This window comes from Massilia varians (genome assembly GCF_027923905.1).
In the GTDB taxonomy this organism is placed as follows: domain Bacteria; phylum Pseudomonadota; class Gammaproteobacteria; order Burkholderiales; family Burkholderiaceae_D; genus Telluria; species Telluria varians_B.
Map to the genome: position 1 here is coordinate 2,605,919 of NZ_AP026966.1, position 15,712 is coordinate 2,621,630.

Sequence of the window (15,712 nt, forward strand, 5' to 3'; positions counted from 1 at the left end):
TCAGGCGTCGAAGCGCAGCACGTAGTGGCCGGCAACCAGGTGGTGGCCGGAGGGCAGCAGGTAGGGCTGTTCCTGCGTGGCTTGCGCGATCGGCGCCACCAGCTTCAGTTCCGCGTCGAGATGGAACAGGGCCTGGGTCTCGGACAGGCGCACGATGCGCAAGCCCTCGCCGGTGGCTTCCCAGCTGAAGGCATTGCGCGAGAGGCCGAGGCGGTCGGCGCTGGCCGCCGCGCTGCCGTCGAGCTGGCGCAGGAAAGCCGGGCCGTCGAGCACCCGCAGCGCGGCCAGCGCCGGCATGCCGCGCCCGAACACCAGGCGGGCGCCGGCCGCCGCCGGCTGTTCCAGTCCTTGCGGCAGCGCGAGCACGGCTGCGTAGCGCTCCGCCATGCCGGCTGTCACCGCGTGCAGCCGCAGGCTGGCGCCGTCGCGCGGCGCGAACTGCGACGGCACCTTGACGCGCTGGCGTCCGGCCGCGGTGATCGCGTGCACCTCGTCGGCCTCGTCCACCAGGAAGCGAATCAGGCTATCCTTGCCCGGCGCGGCCGGGATCAGGCTTCCATCCAGGCCGCTATCCAGGCCGATCTCGAGCGCAGCGGCGCCGGTGTCGCGGTAGCGGCTCAGGCGCGGCAGCGCCAGCGCGGCCAGCGTGATGCGGTGGCGCGCCACCGGCGCATAGGTCGCATCGTTCTCGAGCGCGGGCGTGGAGGCGGCTGGCGCGGCCGCGAGCGGCATGGCAGTCATTTCGCTGTCGGCGATGGGGGCTGCGCGCGGCTTCCACACCGACGGCGCGCGCGGCGGCGCGGCGCTCGGGGCCTCGGCCGGACGGGCCCGCCCTGGCGCGCCGGCCCGCTGGATCCTGAGCAGCAGGCGCTGGCCGGCGCCGTCGGGGCCGCCCTTCTTGCCGCGGATGACGTAGTAGCCGCCGGCCGCGTCGAACTGGCAGTCCAGGCTGTCCTTGGGACGCACCTGCACTTCGATGTCGCTGTCGGCGCCGTCGTTGATGAGGAGGATGCCGGCGTCGAGACCGAAGGGCCAGCCCGGCACCGCGAAGGTGGCGCTGGTCTCGTCCTGGCCGACCACGGTCAGGCGCTGGTTCGGGTAGACCGCGCACACCGGCTGCCAGATCGCGCTGTCGCGCGAGGCCGTGACCGTGTACAGCAGCGCTTCGCCCGGCGCCGGCAGATAGACGGCGTGGCCGAACTTGACCTTGACCTGGCCGCTGGCGACGGCGTCGTTGCCGACCACGTGGTAGCGTACTTCGTCGCCCCCGAGCAGGTCGCCGAAATCCTTCTGGTGCAGAGCCGCCAGCGATTGCGCCAGGTCGCGCACGCGCGCGCCGCGGGTCAGGTGGCGGTCGTCGTCGACCTCGTCCTGGGGCAGCATCAGGGTGACGTGGGAGAAGCAGCGGGTGGCGGCGCGCCCGCGCTGTTCGCGCGGCGAGCGCTCCAGCAGGTCGCGCAGCAGCGGACGGCGCGAGAACAGCGCCAGGCCAGGGGCCTGCCACAGCGCCTCGGCATTGAAGACATCGTCGACCCTGGCTAGGACTTCGTGTTGGACGTAGACCGGCATGATGGATTCTCCTCGAAAGATTGGACGCTCGCCACGCCGAACGCTAGCAGGGGGACGATGAAAAACAGCAGGTGCGAACCACCGCTCGACAGGAAGCTCATCGGCTGGCCCATGATCGGAAACAGCGCCAGGTTGGTGCCCCAGGACAGCAGGAAGTGCCCGCCCAGGAAGGCGCCGCCGCCGGCCAGCAGGAAGCACTGGAAGCGCCCCAGCCAGGCGCGCCGGAAGTCGCCGGCCCCCAGGGCGGCCCGCCAGGCGCAAGCGGCGGCGTGCAGCAGGCATCCGAGCAGGGCGGCCTGCAGCGTCCACAGCAGCAGGCCGCCCAGCAGGCCGTGGCGGTTGAGCAGGAAGGAAGGGGCGAAGTCGTCCTGCACCGCCGGGATGCGCAGCGCGTCGCCCCCGGCTTGGCCGAGCGAGGCCAGGCCGAGCAGGCCATCCGCGCCCAGCCAGCCACCGGCGGCGACGGCGCGGGCGCCGAGCAGCATCTGCTGGCCGGTGTGCGGGTGCGCCGTCGGGTCGGCCCAGACCTGGAAGCGTTCGGCGTAGAAGCCGCCGCTCATGTCCGGCCCCGCCGACTGAAGGGCCAGCGCCCCGCCCAGCAATGCGCAGCACAGCCCACCCGCCAGCGCCGCCGCCAGCCGGCGCCCGGTGGCCAGGCACCAGGCCAGGAAAGTCACGGCCGCCCATACCAGCAGCAGGACCAGCGGCGAGTAATCGTCCACCTGCACCAGCGCCACCGCCACCAGCAGCACGAACAGCAGGATCGGGGCCAGCATGCGCAGCCGGGCGCGCCAGCCGCGCGGCGCGGCGCCCGCTCCGCTTGCCAGCGCCAGGCAATGCGCGCTCAGCGCAGCCAGCGCCAGCTTGGCGAATTCGACCGGCTGCACATCGAACACGCCGGTTTCGTCGCCAAAGGCGACCTGCAGCATCAGGCCGGCCAGCGCGCCCAGCGCCAGCACGAACAGCAGCCACTCGGTGGCCAGGCGCGACAGCGCGCCACGGGCCACGCCGTCCAGCAGCAGCAGGGCGAGCGGCAGGCCGGCGGCGAGCAGCACGCAGCTGGTCTCGACGTGGCGCAGCCAGGCACTGTCGCGCGCGCCGAGCCCCAGTTCCAGCTGCACCAGCAGGCCGGTGCCGAGCAGGAGTACGGCCACGGCCCCGAGCAGCGGCAGGCGGCGCGGCCACAACAGGGCGTGCCACAGCGCGGCCCAGGCCAGCAGCAGTGCCCAGCCGGTGCCGGGCGCGCTTCCCAGACGCTGCATCGCCAGCAGCAGCACCGCGCAAACGGGAATGGCGCAGGACAGGACCAGCCGCGTCCAGCCGGCGGCGCCGCGCACCGTGCGCGCCGTGCGCCAGGCGACCGCGGCCGCCAGCAGCAACACGCCGAAGGCGGCGCACCAGGCCGGCGCCGAGGGCGGCGGCAAGCGCCACAGCGAGCGCTCGCCCCAGGTCCACGCGACGCCGGCCGGCAGGACAGCCTTTGCTTCGGCGAACAGCTCGACTTCGCGCGCCGGCGCCAGCTGCAGGCTGCCTGCCGCTGCCGACACGTTGAAGCGCGTGCGGCCGACCGCGATCGCGTCCACGCCGTCCACCAGGTGTTCGCGGCGGGCGACGTCGAGCCAGCGCCCGCCGTCCTGCAGCAGGACCGGCTGCGAACCGAGCACCTTCAGCATGTGCCGGCTTGAGGCGTCGCGTGCCAGTGTCAGCCTGCCGCCCTCCAGTCCAGGCACGGCCAGGCGGTTGCCGCAGTTCAGATGGCCGCCGAAGGCAAGCGGACGGCGCACGGCGAGGAAAGCGGGCGCGATCCGATTCCACAGCGCCGCCAGGCGCGCCGCCTGGCCCGCGTCGGGGCAGGCCGCCTGCACGTCGCCGTCGCGCCGCAACACTGCGCCGTCGTATTCCCAGGTGTGGCGGCGGTCGCGCAGGACGGTGCGGTCCCGGCTCGCCGCGAGAATCTCGAAGAGCGCCGCGCCGGCCTGCAGCCGCTGGCCGGCGGCGAGCGCCAGGCTGCCGCTATGCAAGCGCTCGTCGCCGCGCACCAGCACGGCGGCTTGCGCCGGATTGTCGTTGCGCAGCCACCAGCGGCCGGCGGCATCGCGCCGAACCGAGAACTGCCGGCTCGCGGCGCGTGGCGCGGCCAGTTCCGCGCGGCCGAGCGCGAGCGACTCGCCGGGCGTGAGCTGGAGCGTGAGCGCCTGCGGCAGGTAGCGCGGCGGCGCCAGCAGCATGGCGAGCAGCTGCAGGGCGCACACGCCGGCGAGGGCGAGCGCGGCGAGCGCCAGGCGCGGCCTCATGCCGCCCTCGCCAGCGGCGGCTGCGCCATGGCGCTGCGCACGTCATGCAGCATGCGGCTGATCTCGAGCGCGTGACAGGGGCGCTCGCCAGGGGCGGGCGCGAGCAGGCTGCGCAGCAGGGCGTCGGCCAGCGCGTGCGCCGGGCCGAAGGCGTGGGCGAAGGCCGCCGCCTCGTCCGCCAGCAGGGTCGGGGGAATGCCGCCGTGCGCGCGGCGCAGCAGGGCGGCGCCGTCGCGCCCGTGGGCGGCATAGGCTTGTCCGCAGGCGGCGCCAAAGCGCAGCATGCGGCCGCACACCAGCCAGTAGAGCAGGGCGCCGAGCGCGAAATAGTCGCTGCGCGGGTCGCTCAGGTAGCCGCTGCCGGCCTGCGGAAAGAACTGTTCCGGCGCCTGCCAGCTGGCGGTGCCGGCGTAGGCCTGGGTTGGGGCCTTCTGCACGGGGCGGCAGGTGCCGAAGTCGGCCAGCTTGAGGTGCCCGCTGCGGCGCTCGAGCAGCAGGTTGCCGGGCTTGAGGTCGAGGTAGCGAAAGCCCGCCGCATGCACCTTGGCCAGCGCCTGGTTGACCTGGGCGAGCCAGTCGAGCGCCTGCGGGGCGCCGGGCGTGCGGCCGGTGGAGCGCAGCAGCTTGACGTGGGTGGCCAGGTCGCCGTCCAGCAATTCGAGCGCCATCGCCGGCAGGCCGTCGACGCTGCCGCTGTCGAGCAGGCGCACGATGTGACGGCCGTCCCAGGGCGCCAGTCGGGACAGGAAAGCCTGTTCGGCGCGGGCCGCGTCGAGCCAGTGGTGGCGCAGTTCGCCTGGTGCGCCGGCCATCTGGGCGCTGTTGACCAGCTTGAGGGCGACGCTGCCGCCCGGCGCATCGGCGCGCCATACCAGGCCGTAGGCCGAGCCGCCAAGCGGCTCGGCTAGGCGGTACTGGCCGAGCGCCAAATGAACGATGCTGCCTTGCTGGATCATGTCTCCGCCTTTCGCGACTGGCGCGATGCGCCCTTGCGGTGCTCAAGCGGGGGGAGTGGGAAAGAGGAAGGAAGGGTTGGGCGAAAAAAAACCGCGCAGCGCGCGGTTTGCTTGATTAGCGGCGATCCCAGCGGTCACCGCGGTCCCAGTCGCGGCGATCATGGCGATCCCAGTCACGGCGGTCGCGGCGGTCATAGTCGCGGCGCTCGACGTAGACCGGGCGGGGCTGGACGTAGACCGGACGCGGCTGGACATACACCGGGCGCGGTTGCACATAGACCGGACGCGGCTGGACGTAGACCGGGCGCGGCTGGGCGTAGCCATAAGCGTAGCCGCGGTTGTCGTAATAACGGTTGTCGCGATAGCGGCGATCGTCGCGGGTCGAGATCGAGTTGCCCACCGCCGCGCCGAGCACGCCGCCCACCAGGGCGCCGCTGCCGCCGCCGGCACTGTGGCCGATGGCCGCGCCGACCACGGCGCCGATTGCAGTATTCACACCACGGTCGTCCGCCATTGCCGCTGGGGAGACGGCAACCGCGGCCAGGACCACCGCACCAACAATTTGAGATTTCAACATGGTTTTTCCTTTTGCCTCTGCGGTGATCAGGATGATCGAACAACGCCGGGCATGGATGAACTATAGCCCTGCGGACTCATGCTGCCACCGGTTAATACAGATTATTACAAACGCCTATCCAGCAGTAACATCCGGAACGGCACTTGCAGAGGGACGGGCCCGCCCCATCTAACATTTGTTACCGTTTACCCTCCTCATACTCTGTGAACCGATCTTTCGCCACCATCCTGTCCCTGCTGGTCTTGCTGCAGGTATACATCGGCATGCGCCTGTTGCCGGACCTGGCCCTGGGGCTGCCGTTCACGGTGGCGGGCGTGCTCCTGCTTGTTCTCTTGACCGCGCTGGTGCCGGTCGGGCTGATGTCGGCCTCGCTGCGCCGGCGCCGCTGGCCGGAACGGCTCGCCTGGCTGGGCTTGATGTCGATGGGCTTCTTTTCCTCGCTCCTGGTGACGACCCTGGCGCGCGACCTGGTGCTGCTGGCGCTGCAGCTGTTCGGCGGGCTGGGTCCGGCAGTCGTCCGCGGCAGCGCCGCCGCGGTACCGCTGGTGGCGCTGGGCGTGACCGCGCTCGGCTTCGTCAATGCGCGCCGCCTGGCCCGGGTTAAAAGGGTGGAGGTGCCGATCGCCAACCTGCCGCCGAGCCTGCATGGCTATGCGATCGCCCAGGTGTCGGACATCCACGTCGGCCCGACCATCAAGCGTGCCTACCTGAATGCGATCGTCAACCGGGTCAACAAGCTGGGCGCCGACGCCATCGCCATCACCGGCGACCTGGTGGACGGTAGCGTCCACCGCCTCGGACTGCATACCCAGCCGCTGGCGCGCCTGGCGGCGCCCGACGGGGTGTTTTTTGTGACCGGCAACCACGAATACTATTCCGGGGCCGAGGAGTGGATCGCCGAGGTGCGCCGGCTGGGCGTGACCGTGCTGCTGAACCAGCACGTGATCCGGCGCCGCGACGACGCCACCCTCATGATCGCCGGCGTATCCGATTACATGGCCCACCATTTCAATCCGGGGCACAAGAGCGACCCGCGTGCCGCCGCGGGCAGCGCGCGCGAGCAGGCCGACGTGCGCATCCTGCTGGCCCATCAGCCGCGCAGCGCGCCGGCGGCGGCCGAGGCGGGCTTTCACCTGCAGTTGTCCGGTCACACCCATGGCGGCCAGTTCTTCCCGTGGAACCTGTTCGTCCCGCTGCAGCAGCCCTTCGTTGCCGGCCTGCACCGGGTACGCGACATGTGGGTGTACATCAGCCGCGGTACCGGCTACTGGGGCCCGCCGAAGCGCTTCGGCGCACCCTCGGAGATCACCTTGGTGCGCCTGGTGCCGGCGGTGTAAATACGCCAACATTTCTCACCAAAAACAATGTGGATGCGCTATCGTTGAATTTTCTTGAACTGAAGAAGGATTCGACGCATGAACCGCAGCATCCGCAGTTTCCTTGCCTTGAGCGCGCATGTCGCTACGCTTGCCGCCGCGCTATTGAGCCCGGTGGCCTTGGCAGCCAGCCCCGGCAATGATCCCGCCGCGCTCGCGCAGATCCGCGATACGGCGATGCAGAGCGACTACGCATGGGAACGCATGGCGGACATGACCGACCTGATCGGCCCGCGCCTGTCCGGCTCGCCCGGCGCGGCGGCGGCCGTGACCCAGGTGGCGGAGGCGATGCGCAAGCTCGGCGCCCGGGTGACGCTGCAGCCGGTGAAAGTACCGCATTGGGTGCGCGGGGTGGAAACCGGCGAGATCGTCGAGTACGCCGGACGCCCCCAGGGCATCACCCAGCGCGTGGTGCTGACCGCGCTGGGCGGCTCCGGCGCGACCCCGGCCGGCGGCTTGACCGCGCCGGTGATGGTGGTGAAGAGCTTTGACGAATTGAAGGCGCGCAGCGCCGAGGTGAAGGGCAAGATCGTGCTGTTCGACGCCAGCTTCGACCAGCACCAGGCCGACCGCGGCCTGGCCGGCCAGGCCTATGGCCAGGCATCGAGCTTCCGCCGCAGCGGCCCGCCGATGGCCGCGGAGATGGGGGCAGTGGCGGCGCTGGTGCGCTCGGTCGGCGGCGCCAATTACCGCCTGCCACACACGGGCTCGACCGCGCTGCAGGACAATGCACGCATTCCGGCCGCGGCCGTGACGGCCGAAGACGCCATGCTGATGGGTCGCCTGGCCAAGCGCGGCCCGCTCAGCATGAAGCTGGTGCTGACGCCGAAGACCCTGCCGGACGCCGACAGCTACAACGTGATCGCCGACCTGCCGGGCACGGAAAAGCCGGACGAGATCGTGATCGTGTCGGGCCACCTGGACTCGTGGGACTTGTCTCCGGGCGCGCATGACGATGCGGCCGGCGTCGCCAGTGCGATGGCCGTGCTCGATACCCTGAAAAAGCTCGACTACCGCCCGCGCCGCACGATCCGCGTGATCGCCTGGATGAACGAGGAGAACGGCAAGCGCGGCGCGCGCGCGTACGCGGCCGCCGAGCAGGCCAACACCGAAAAGCACATCGGCGCCATCGAGAGCGACAACGGCGCAGGCCGTCCGTTTGGCCTGCGCGCCAGCGTGCCGGCGACCTCGAGCAAGCTGTTCGCGCCGCTGCAGGCGGCGTTGCAACCCATCGGCGCAGGCATCTTCCGCCGCGAAGACGCCCTCCTGACCGGCGACCTGTCGTTCCTGGAACGTACCGGCGTGCCGAGCTTCGCGCCGCTGATCGACACGTCCAGCTATTTCGACTATCACCACACCCCGGCCGATACGCTGGACAAGGTCGACCCCGACCACCTGCGCCGCCACGTGGCGGTGATGGCGGCGACGAGCTGGTTCCTGGCCAATATCGAACAGCCGATCGGGCGCGCGAACGTTCCCGAGCGTTGATGGCAGGCGCCGTGCCCGTCAAGGCACGGCGATTCGCCGCACGGCCCGCGCATGGCCCCGGTAGGGACGCCCGTAGATGGTCTGGATACCGCTGGCAAAGTTTTGCCCCCAGACCAGCTGGGTGCGCGTTTCGTGCGGCTCGCTCGACCAGTACCAGTTGCGTTCGAAAGCTTCGCGCTGGTTGGCGAACAGCAAGGCCAGTTCGCGCCGCGTCGGCAGCACGCCGCCTTGTCCACGCGCCCATTCGACGGCGCTCGGCCAGCTGACGTCGACCGCCTCGCCCGGCAACAGTATCAGGTGGTAGTCTGGTTCTTCTTCCTTGCCCAGAATCAGTCCCGCATAGGCCTCGCCCTCTTGCAGCATAGCCCGTACTTGCATGTACTCGCCCATTTAACACGTCCTCAGAGTTTGGTATCCAGTGTTTAAGACCGTCCGGACCGAGCTTTGGTTGCGTGTCGCTGTTCGATCTAGCTCATGCAAATGCTTGAGTTTCAAGGGAAATGGGGCTGGAAGGGGCGCGGCCGCCCGTGTAAGCCGCTATTTTTTACCGTTCGGTAAAAATCAGTCGGCCAGGGGCAGGGCCATCTGCGGGTCTTGCGCGCCCGGGCGGTTGAGCGCGGTGCTCACCTTGTACCATTCGAAGGCGTCCACGGGCAGGGCCAGGCGGCGCGCCAGGTCGAGGGCTTCTTCGGGCGATAGCTCCGGGTTGAGCCACAGCGCCGCGTCGGCCGCATCCAGCACCACCGGGCGGCGGTCGTGGATGTCGAGCATGCCTTCGTCGGCGGCGTCGGTGACCAGCACGAAGCCGGCCTCGGCGCGGTTCTCGGCGCGGTCTTCACTCAGGCTGCCGAAATTGGCCAGCGCCAGCAGGAACAGCGGGGCGCGGTCCTTGCGGTGGATGTGCCAGGGCTGCTTCTTGCCCTTTTCGCCGGTCCACTCGTACCAGCCCTCGGCCGGCACGATCGCGCGGCCCTTCTTGAGCAGGGGTTTCCAGTAGCGGTTGGTGAGCTTGTCCATGCGCGCGTTGACCATGACCGGCAGCTTGCCCTCGGCCCAGCGCGCGCGGTAGCTCCAGAACACGTCGTCGATACGGCGCTCGCCGTCCTCCAGGTGCATCACCGGGCGGTAGCTGCCGGGCGAGACGTTCCAGGCAGGGGTGGACGCGCTGTCGTAGACCGCGTCCGTCCAGCCGAGCACGCCGGCGTAGTAGCGAGCCGTCTGGCTCTGGTCAAATCGTCCACACATGCTTCCATGGTAGCGCAGGCAGGCACCGGGCGCGGCACGCTACAAGATTGGCTAAGATTTTGCCATGTGCAATGGTATGCTCGCGGCTGGATTGATGATGAGGAGAACCGTATGGCTAGTGGCTGGTGGAGCGTCCTGAAGACCGTGCCGTGGAGCGAAGTGATCAACGCGGCGCCGCAGGTGGCGACCGGTGCGCGCAGGCTGTGGGACACGGTGGCGCGCAAGTCCGGCGGCGCGGCCGGCATGGCCGCGGAGCCGATGATGGGCGACGAGCCCCAGGAAGATGTTTTCGGCACGCTCGTCATGCGCGTCGAGAAGAACGAGATGAGCCTGGCCGAGCTGCGCACCCAGATGCTGCAGGCTTCCGAGATCATCGCCAACATGGCCGACCAGAACGCCCAGCTGATCGCCAAGATGGACGCGGCGCGCGGCCGCATGCTGTGGCTGAGCGTGGCGACCGGGGTGTCGTCCATCCTGGCGCTGGTGGCGCTGGCGCTGGTCGTCGCGCGCACCTAGGCCGCGCATGAAAATCGTCCTGATCCTGGTGAGCCTGTTCGTCTTCGTTTCCCTGCTCTTGAATGGGGCGCGGCGCAAAGGCAAGCTGAACAGCAAGGCCGACCGCGCCGTCGCCGAGCTGGCGACCTCGATGCGCATCTTCGTCTATGGCTTGCTGTTCTTCGTGGGCCTGGTGTGCCTGGCGGTGGCCTACGAGTCCATCTATTAATCAATTGCTGCACGTTTGTGCGACCAGACTGACAAACACGCGGGAAAAACCGGCGCTTGTGACGCCGGAGGGCGGACCAATTTGCGTTACGTTCTCTGGTGGATAGTTCCACCACTCTCCGCGTGTGTCTCCAGCTCATTGTTGACTGAGTTCTTTGCCGCTGCCCTATCAAGGACAGCGGCATTTTTTTGGATGCGCCGCGCTGGCGGCGGCTTGGCACACGGGTAGCTCAACTACTAACACTGTCGCTGCGGCACGTAGTACAATCCCCGCCGGCGCGGGCATGGCGAAATTGGTAGACGCATCAGACTTAAAATCTGCCGCCGTGAGGCGTGCCGGTTCGATTCCGGCTGCCCGCACCACCATCTCTTATTCAAGTGCGCACCAGGGCGCGACCGACGCCGCCGCCACCTGGCGCGGTTCTCCCTCCGGCGCCGGCGCCTGGCGACGCGCCGCCATCTCCCGATCCACCCGTTCATGCACACGCACGCTGTGCTGCCACCAAAGCACCCCGGCCACGATCCCGGCGGCGATCGCGGCGGGCGAGGGCGCGGACAGCAAGACCATCAGGTTGTTGACGGCGGCGCCGGTCCACAGGGAACTCGACGTCTTGATGAGCGTGCGCTTCTCGTCTTCCGGCAAGCGGTCGGCATACTTCACCAGCCCGATCTTGGCGCCGGTGAGCACGATCAGCCCCGCCGGCGAGGTCGGCACCAGCGGATTCATTTCCAGCGCGCCGGCCGACAGGGCGAGGCCGGTGCTCAAGCCGTCGGCCACCGCGGCCTGCATGGCCTGCTGGTCGAGCCGTTCGAGCCGCTCTTCCGGGGCCAGGGAAGACGTGCCCGTCGCGCAGCCCACGAGGGCAGGCGCGAGCAACAGGCAGGCGCTGACAAATTTGGCCAGGCGACAATACAGGGGGGCGCACGGATTTCGCATATCCAACTCCTTGCAATGAGGGCTCGATCGGAACTTGCTGCTAACCGGCAATGAGCAATTAGGCAAGCTTATTGATCAGTACATACCTTTTTGATAACACCGCGCTGCGCCAGCGCAGTCCGATGGCTGAGAAATGTCATGCAAGATGGATACGAAGGGAACTTATGTCGGGGCCTGTGGAGTGATTCCGCTTACTCATCCATTGGTCGGCCCGCCGGGATGGTGTAGCATGCCGGACGGCGGTTTATCCGTTGCCGCCGCTGCAAGAGGACAAGAATTGAACATCATCATCAATGACGAACTGCGTGCCTTCGTCGACCCGCTGACCGACATCGAATACGCTGCGCTCGAACGCAGCCTGCTGGCCGAGGGTTGCCGTGACGCGCTGGTGCTGTGGCGCGACACCCTGATCGACGGCCACAACCGCTACGAGATCTGCCAGAAGCACGGCATCCCTTTCCGTACCGTCCACAACAACAACTTCGCGTCGATCGACGACGTGATGCTGTGGATGATCGACAACCACCTGGCGCGCCGCAGCGTGTCCGACTTCCAGCGCGGCGTGCTGGCGCTCAAGAAGAAGGAAATCGTCACCTCCCGCATGGCGGAAGAGATGGCGAAAGAGCCGCCCAAGCCGGAAGCCGACGACATGGATGCGCGTCCGCCTCCGCCCTGGAATACCCGCGAGGAAGTGGCCAAGGCGGCGCGCGTGTCGGCCAATACCATCAGCCAGATCGAACGCATCCAGAAAGCCGCGACGCCCGAACTGCGTGAAGCAGTGCGCACCGGCACCATCTCGATCAACGCCGCCGCCAACGTGGCGCAGCTGCCGGAGGAGGCGCAGAAGGCCGCCGTCGCGGGCGGGCGCAAGGAATTGCAGCAGGCCGCGCGCCAGGTGCGCGAGCAGAAGATGGCGACGCGCCCGAAGAAAGAAACGGTCCCGAGCGACCCGCTTGAGGAACTAGCGGCCGCACGCGCCGAGATCGCGTCGCTGAAGGACCGCGTGGCGACCCTGCTGACCGAGAACGAAGTGCTCAAGCAGCGCCTGATCCACGCCGGCGTATCACAATAGAACCATAACAATAAGCATAAAAGGAGACACCGCATGAGCACCACCCGCATCGTTTTGCCGACCATCCTGGCCTGTGCCCTGGGGGCAGCCGTGCCCGCGCTCGCGGCGCCCGCGGCCGCCCCGGCGGCGCAGCAGGCCCCCAACGCAGCCGAACTGGCGCGCTGGAAAAAGACGGCGGCGCGGGTGACCATCATGCGCGACAAGTGGGGCATTCCGCACGTGTTCGGCAAGCTGGACGCCGATGCGGTGTTCGGCCTGCTGTACGCCCAGGCCGAGGACGACTTCAACCGGGTTGAGCTGAACTACATCAATGCGATGGGCCGCCTGGCCGAGGTCGAGGGCGAGAAGGAGATCTGGCGCGATCTGCGCATGAAGATGTACATCACCCCAAGCGAGATGCAGGCCAAGTACGCCGCCAGCCCGGCCTGGCTGAAGCAGCTCATGATCGGCTTCGCCGATGGCCTCAACTACTACCTGCACACGCATCCGGAGGTGAAGCCCAAGTTGATCACCCGCTTCGAGCCCTGGATGGCGCTGAGCTTCAGCGAAGGCAGCATCGGCGGCGACATCGAATCGATCGACCTGAAGGACCTGGAGCGCTTCTACGGCAAGCGCAACGAGACCCGGACAGTGGCGGCGCTGGACAAGGGTTTCGATAGCGAACCGCGCGGTTCGAACGGCTTTGCGATCGCCCCCAAACTCTCGCGCAGCGGCAATGCGTTGCTCCTGATCAACCCGCACACCTCCTTCTACTTCCGTCCGGAAGTGCACATGGTCAGCGAAGAGGGCCTGAACGCCTATGGCGCCGTGACCTGGGGCCAGTTCTTCATCTACCAGGGCTTCAACGACAAGGCCGGCTGGATGCACACCTCGGGCGGCGGCGACGTCATCGATGAGTACCTGGAAACCGTGGTCGAGCGAGGCGGTAAATACTTCTACAAGTATGGAAGCGAGGAGCGGCCGGTAGAGGCAAGGCAGATCGCGCTGCCCTACAAGACGGCGTCCGGCGCCATGGCCAGCCGCAGCGTCACGGCCTACTTCACCCACCACGGTCCGATCGTGCGCGAGGAGGGCGGCAAGTGGGTGACCGTGAAGATGATGGACGAGCCGCTCAAGGCGCTGACCCAGTCGTATACGCGCACCAAGGCGCGCGACTACAACGCGTTTTACAAGTCGATGGAGCTGCGCACCAATTCCTCGAACAACACGGTGTATGCGGACGCGAACGGGAACATCGCCTACTTCCACGGCAACTTCATCCCGAAACGCGACCCGCGCTTCGACTGGACCAAGCCGGTGGACGGCAGCACCCCCGCCACCGAATGGCAGGGCCTGCACGCCATCAAGGACACCATCACCCTGTTCAACCCGGCCAGCGGCTATATCTCGAACACCAACAACTGGCCCTTCAGCGCGTCCGGCGCCAGCAGCCCGAAGCGCCAGGACTGGCCCGACTACATGTGGTCGCTGCCAGAAAACGCGCGCGGCCGCCATGCCGAGCGCGTGCTCAAGGATGCCAAGGGCTTCACCCTCGACAGCCTGATCGCGGCCGCCTACGACAGCCACCTGACCGCCTTCGAGCCGCTGGTGCCGCAACTGTTGAAGGACTACGATGCCTTGCCGGCGAACGACCCGCGCAAGGCGCGATTAGCGGCCCAGGTGGACAGCCTGCGCGGCTGGGACCTGCGCTCCGGCGTCGACTCCAGGCCCACTTCGCTGGCCATCTACTGGGGCCAGGACATGGTGGCCCAGCACGCGCCGCGCGCCCGCGCCGAAGGCACGCCGGTGGTCGACTTCATCACGCACAAACTGAATGCGGACGAACGCCTGGCCTCGCTGCAACGCGCATCCGACAAGCTCACTGCCGACTTCGGCAGCTGGCAGACGCCCTGGGGCGAGATCAACCGCTTCCAGCGCATCAGCGGCGCCATCGACCAGCAGTACGACGACAGCAAGCCGAGCTGGCCGGTGGGCTTCGCCTCGGCCAACTGGGGTTCGCTGGCCTCGTTCGGCATGGTGGCCAAGCAGAAGACCAAGCGCATCTACGGCGACCGCGGCAACAGCTTCGTCGCGGTGGTGGAATTCGGCCCGCGCGTGCGCGCCAAGAGCATCCTTGCCGGCGGCAACAGCAACAATCCGGCCTCGAAGCACTTCGCCGACCAGGCCGGGATGTACAGCCGCGGCGAGTTCAAGGACGTGCTGTTCTACAAGGAAGACATCGAGAAGCACCTGGAGCGCAAGTACCACCCAGGCGAGTAGGGTGCAGGAGAAGCGCATGAAGATGAGCGAACGCCACAAGATGCTGGACGGCCAGCCCTACCACGCCGGCGATCCCGAACTGGTGGCGGAGCAGGCCGTGACGAGCGCCTGGCTGGCGCGCTACAACGCCGCGCTGGGCCAGCCGGTCCCGGTCTGGCGCAGCCTGCTGGCCGAGCGCCTGGCCGCGGTGGGCGAGGGCAGCATCGTGCGCCCTCCCTTCCATTGCGACTATGGCTGGAACATCCGCATCGGCAGCCGGGTATTCATCAATTTCAACTGCATCATCCTCGACGTCGCCCAGGTCACGATCGGCGACGACACCCGCATCGGCCCGGCCGTGCAGATCTACACCGCCGAGCATCCGCTCGACCCGCATCAGCGCCGCGGCGGACTGGAATCGGGAAGGCCCGTCAGCATCGGCAGCAACGTCTGGATCGGCGGCGGCGCCATCATCCTGCCGGGCGTGACGATCGGCGACGATGCCGTGGTCGGCGCCGGCAGCGTGGTGACCCACGACGTGGCCGTGGGCGCCCGGGTGGCCGGCAATCCGGCCCGCGCGCACGAGGCGTAAACCAGGAAGGGAGGCTGGTGTCGGGACAGGGCCGCTTGTTATAATTCGGCAATTACTCGTATCGACTTCCGGATCAGGGCAGGGCCGTGGCAAAACTTTATTTCAGGTATTCGGCAATGAACGCCGGCAAATCGACCGCCCTGCTGCAGGTCGCGCACAACTACGAAGAGCAGGGCCAGCAGGTCAAGCTCTACACCGCGGCCATCGACAACCGCTACGGCGTCGGCCTGATCACTTCGCGCCTCGGCCCGCAGCGCCAGGTCGACCTGTTCGACGGCGACACCGATTTCCTGGCCAGCGCGCCGCCGGTCGCCTGCATCCTGGTCGACGAAGCCCAGTTCCTCAGCACGGCGCAGGTGCAGCAGTTGCACCAGGTGGCGCAAGTGCGCGGCATCCCGGTGATCTGCTACGGCCTGCGCAGCGATTTCCGCGGCGAGCCTTTCCCGGGTTCGGCCTACCTGCTGGCGCTGGCCGACGACATCGAGGAAATCAAGAACATCTGCACCTGCGGCAAGAAGGCGACCATGAACATCCGCGTCGATGCCGAAGGCCGCCGCATCCGCGAGGGCGAGCAGGTTTCAATCGGCGGCAACGAGAGCTATCGCCAGGCCTGCGGCCGCTGCTTCTACGCCGGATCGCACTGAC

Annotated in this window: 15 protein-coding genes and 1 tRNA gene; 9 read left to right on the forward strand and 7 right to left on the reverse strand. The window is 68.2% G+C overall.

The annotated features are described in order from the left end of the window. The 4 genes from MasN3_RS11825 to MasN3_RS11840 all read right to left on the reverse strand — a co-directional run bounded on the left by MasN3_RS11825 (window position 1) and on the right by MasN3_RS11840 (window position 5,396). Entirely contained in the window at window positions 1-1,569 is a 1,569-nt protein-coding gene (locus MasN3_RS11825; protein WP_281914268.1) for a hypothetical protein, read from the reverse strand. Then, entirely contained in the window at window positions 1,539-3,863 is a 2,325-nt protein-coding gene (locus tag MasN3_RS11830; protein WP_281914269.1) for an FtsW/RodA/SpoVE family cell cycle protein, read from the reverse strand. The genes MasN3_RS11825 and MasN3_RS11830 overlap by 31 nt, the downstream gene beginning before the upstream one ends. Beyond that, entirely contained in the window at window positions 3,860-4,819 is a 960-nt protein-coding gene (locus tag MasN3_RS11835) for a serine/threonine-protein kinase (protein WP_281914271.1), read from the reverse strand. The genes MasN3_RS11830 and MasN3_RS11835 overlap by 4 nt, the downstream gene beginning before the upstream one ends. Before the next feature lie 115 nt (window positions 4,820-4,934). Next, a complete protein-coding gene (locus MasN3_RS11840; protein WP_281914273.1) occupies window positions 4,935-5,396 on the reverse strand; it encodes a glycine zipper domain-containing protein in 462 nt (153 codons plus the stop codon). Window positions 5,397-5,659: 263 nt separating this feature from the next. Between MasN3_RS11840 and MasN3_RS11845 the strand changes: the two genes are divergently transcribed. Continuing rightward, window positions 5,660-6,733 carry a metallophosphoesterase gene (locus tag MasN3_RS11845; RefSeq protein WP_281914488.1) on the forward strand — a complete coding sequence of 358 codons (1,074 nt, stop codon included), beginning with the start codon at window positions 5,660-5,662 and terminating at the stop codon, window positions 6,731-6,733. A gap of 78 nt (window positions 6,734-6,811) precedes the next feature. Further along, window positions 6,812-8,260 (forward strand): M20/M25/M40 family metallo-hydrolase, encoded by a 1,449-nt coding sequence (locus MasN3_RS11850; protein WP_281914274.1) that lies wholly within the window; start codon window positions 6,812-6,814, stop codon window positions 8,258-8,260. An 18-nt stretch (window positions 8,261-8,278) separates the two neighbouring features. Here MasN3_RS11850 and MasN3_RS11855 read toward each other — a convergent pair whose 3' ends face one another. Both MasN3_RS11855 and MasN3_RS11860 read right to left on the reverse strand, forming a co-directional pair. Then, window positions 8,279-8,638: a DUF1566 domain-containing protein gene (locus MasN3_RS11855; protein WP_281914275.1), complete on the reverse strand. Its 360-nt coding sequence runs from the start codon at window positions 8,636-8,638 to the stop codon at window positions 8,279-8,281. Window positions 8,639-8,821: 183 nt separating this feature from the next. After that, window positions 8,822-9,505: an SOS response-associated peptidase gene (locus tag MasN3_RS11860; RefSeq protein WP_281914277.1), complete on the reverse strand. Its 684-nt coding sequence runs from the start codon at window positions 9,503-9,505 to the stop codon at window positions 8,822-8,824. A gap of 111 nt (window positions 9,506-9,616) precedes the next feature. Here MasN3_RS11860 and MasN3_RS11865 point away from each other — a divergent pair, with 111 nt between their 5' ends. From MasN3_RS11865 to MasN3_RS11875, 3 genes are all read left to right on the forward strand, one after another. Beyond that, window positions 9,617-10,021, forward strand: coding sequence for a hypothetical protein (locus tag MasN3_RS11865; RefSeq protein ID WP_281914278.1), 405 nt, complete (start codon window positions 9,617-9,619; stop codon window positions 10,019-10,021). A 7-nt stretch (window positions 10,022-10,028) separates the two neighbouring features. Beyond that, window positions 10,029-10,229 carry a hypothetical protein gene (locus tag MasN3_RS11870; protein ID WP_281914279.1) on the forward strand — a complete coding sequence of 67 codons (201 nt, stop codon included), beginning with the start codon at window positions 10,029-10,031 and terminating at the stop codon, window positions 10,227-10,229. Between the two features lie 277 nt (window positions 10,230-10,506). Beyond that, window positions 10,507-10,591, forward strand: a tRNA-Leu gene (locus MasN3_RS11875). A gap of 7 nt (window positions 10,592-10,598) precedes the next feature. Here MasN3_RS11875 and MasN3_RS11880 read toward each other — a convergent pair. Beyond that, window positions 10,599-11,165 carry a hypothetical protein gene (locus MasN3_RS11880; protein ID WP_281914280.1) on the reverse strand — a complete coding sequence of 189 codons (567 nt, stop codon included), beginning with the start codon at window positions 11,163-11,165 and terminating at the stop codon, window positions 10,599-10,601. 277 nt (window positions 11,166-11,442) lie between these two features. Between MasN3_RS11880 and MasN3_RS11885 the strand changes: the two genes are divergently transcribed. The 4 genes from MasN3_RS11885 (at window position 11,443) to MasN3_RS11900 (ending at window position 15,711) form a co-directional block, all read left to right on the forward strand. Then, window positions 11,443-12,237 (forward strand): hypothetical protein, encoded by a 795-nt coding sequence (locus tag MasN3_RS11885; protein WP_281914281.1) that lies wholly within the window; start codon window positions 11,443-11,445, stop codon window positions 12,235-12,237. Window positions 12,238-12,270: 33 nt separating this feature from the next. After that, window positions 12,271-14,496, forward strand: a complete 2,226-nt coding sequence (locus tag MasN3_RS11890; RefSeq protein WP_281914282.1) for a penicillin acylase family protein — start codon at window positions 12,271-12,273, stop codon at window positions 14,494-14,496. A gap of 16 nt (window positions 14,497-14,512) precedes the next feature. Further along, the gene (locus MasN3_RS11895; RefSeq protein WP_281914284.1) at window positions 14,513-15,067 is read left to right on the forward strand and encodes a sugar O-acetyltransferase; all 555 of its coding nucleotides are present in this window, start codon (window positions 14,513-14,515) and stop codon (window positions 15,065-15,067) included. Between the two features lie 86 nt (window positions 15,068-15,153). Continuing rightward, window positions 15,154-15,711: a thymidine kinase gene (locus MasN3_RS11900; protein WP_281914285.1), complete on the forward strand. Its 558-nt coding sequence runs from the start codon at window positions 15,154-15,156 to the stop codon at window positions 15,709-15,711. Window position 15,712: the final 1 nt, after the last annotated feature.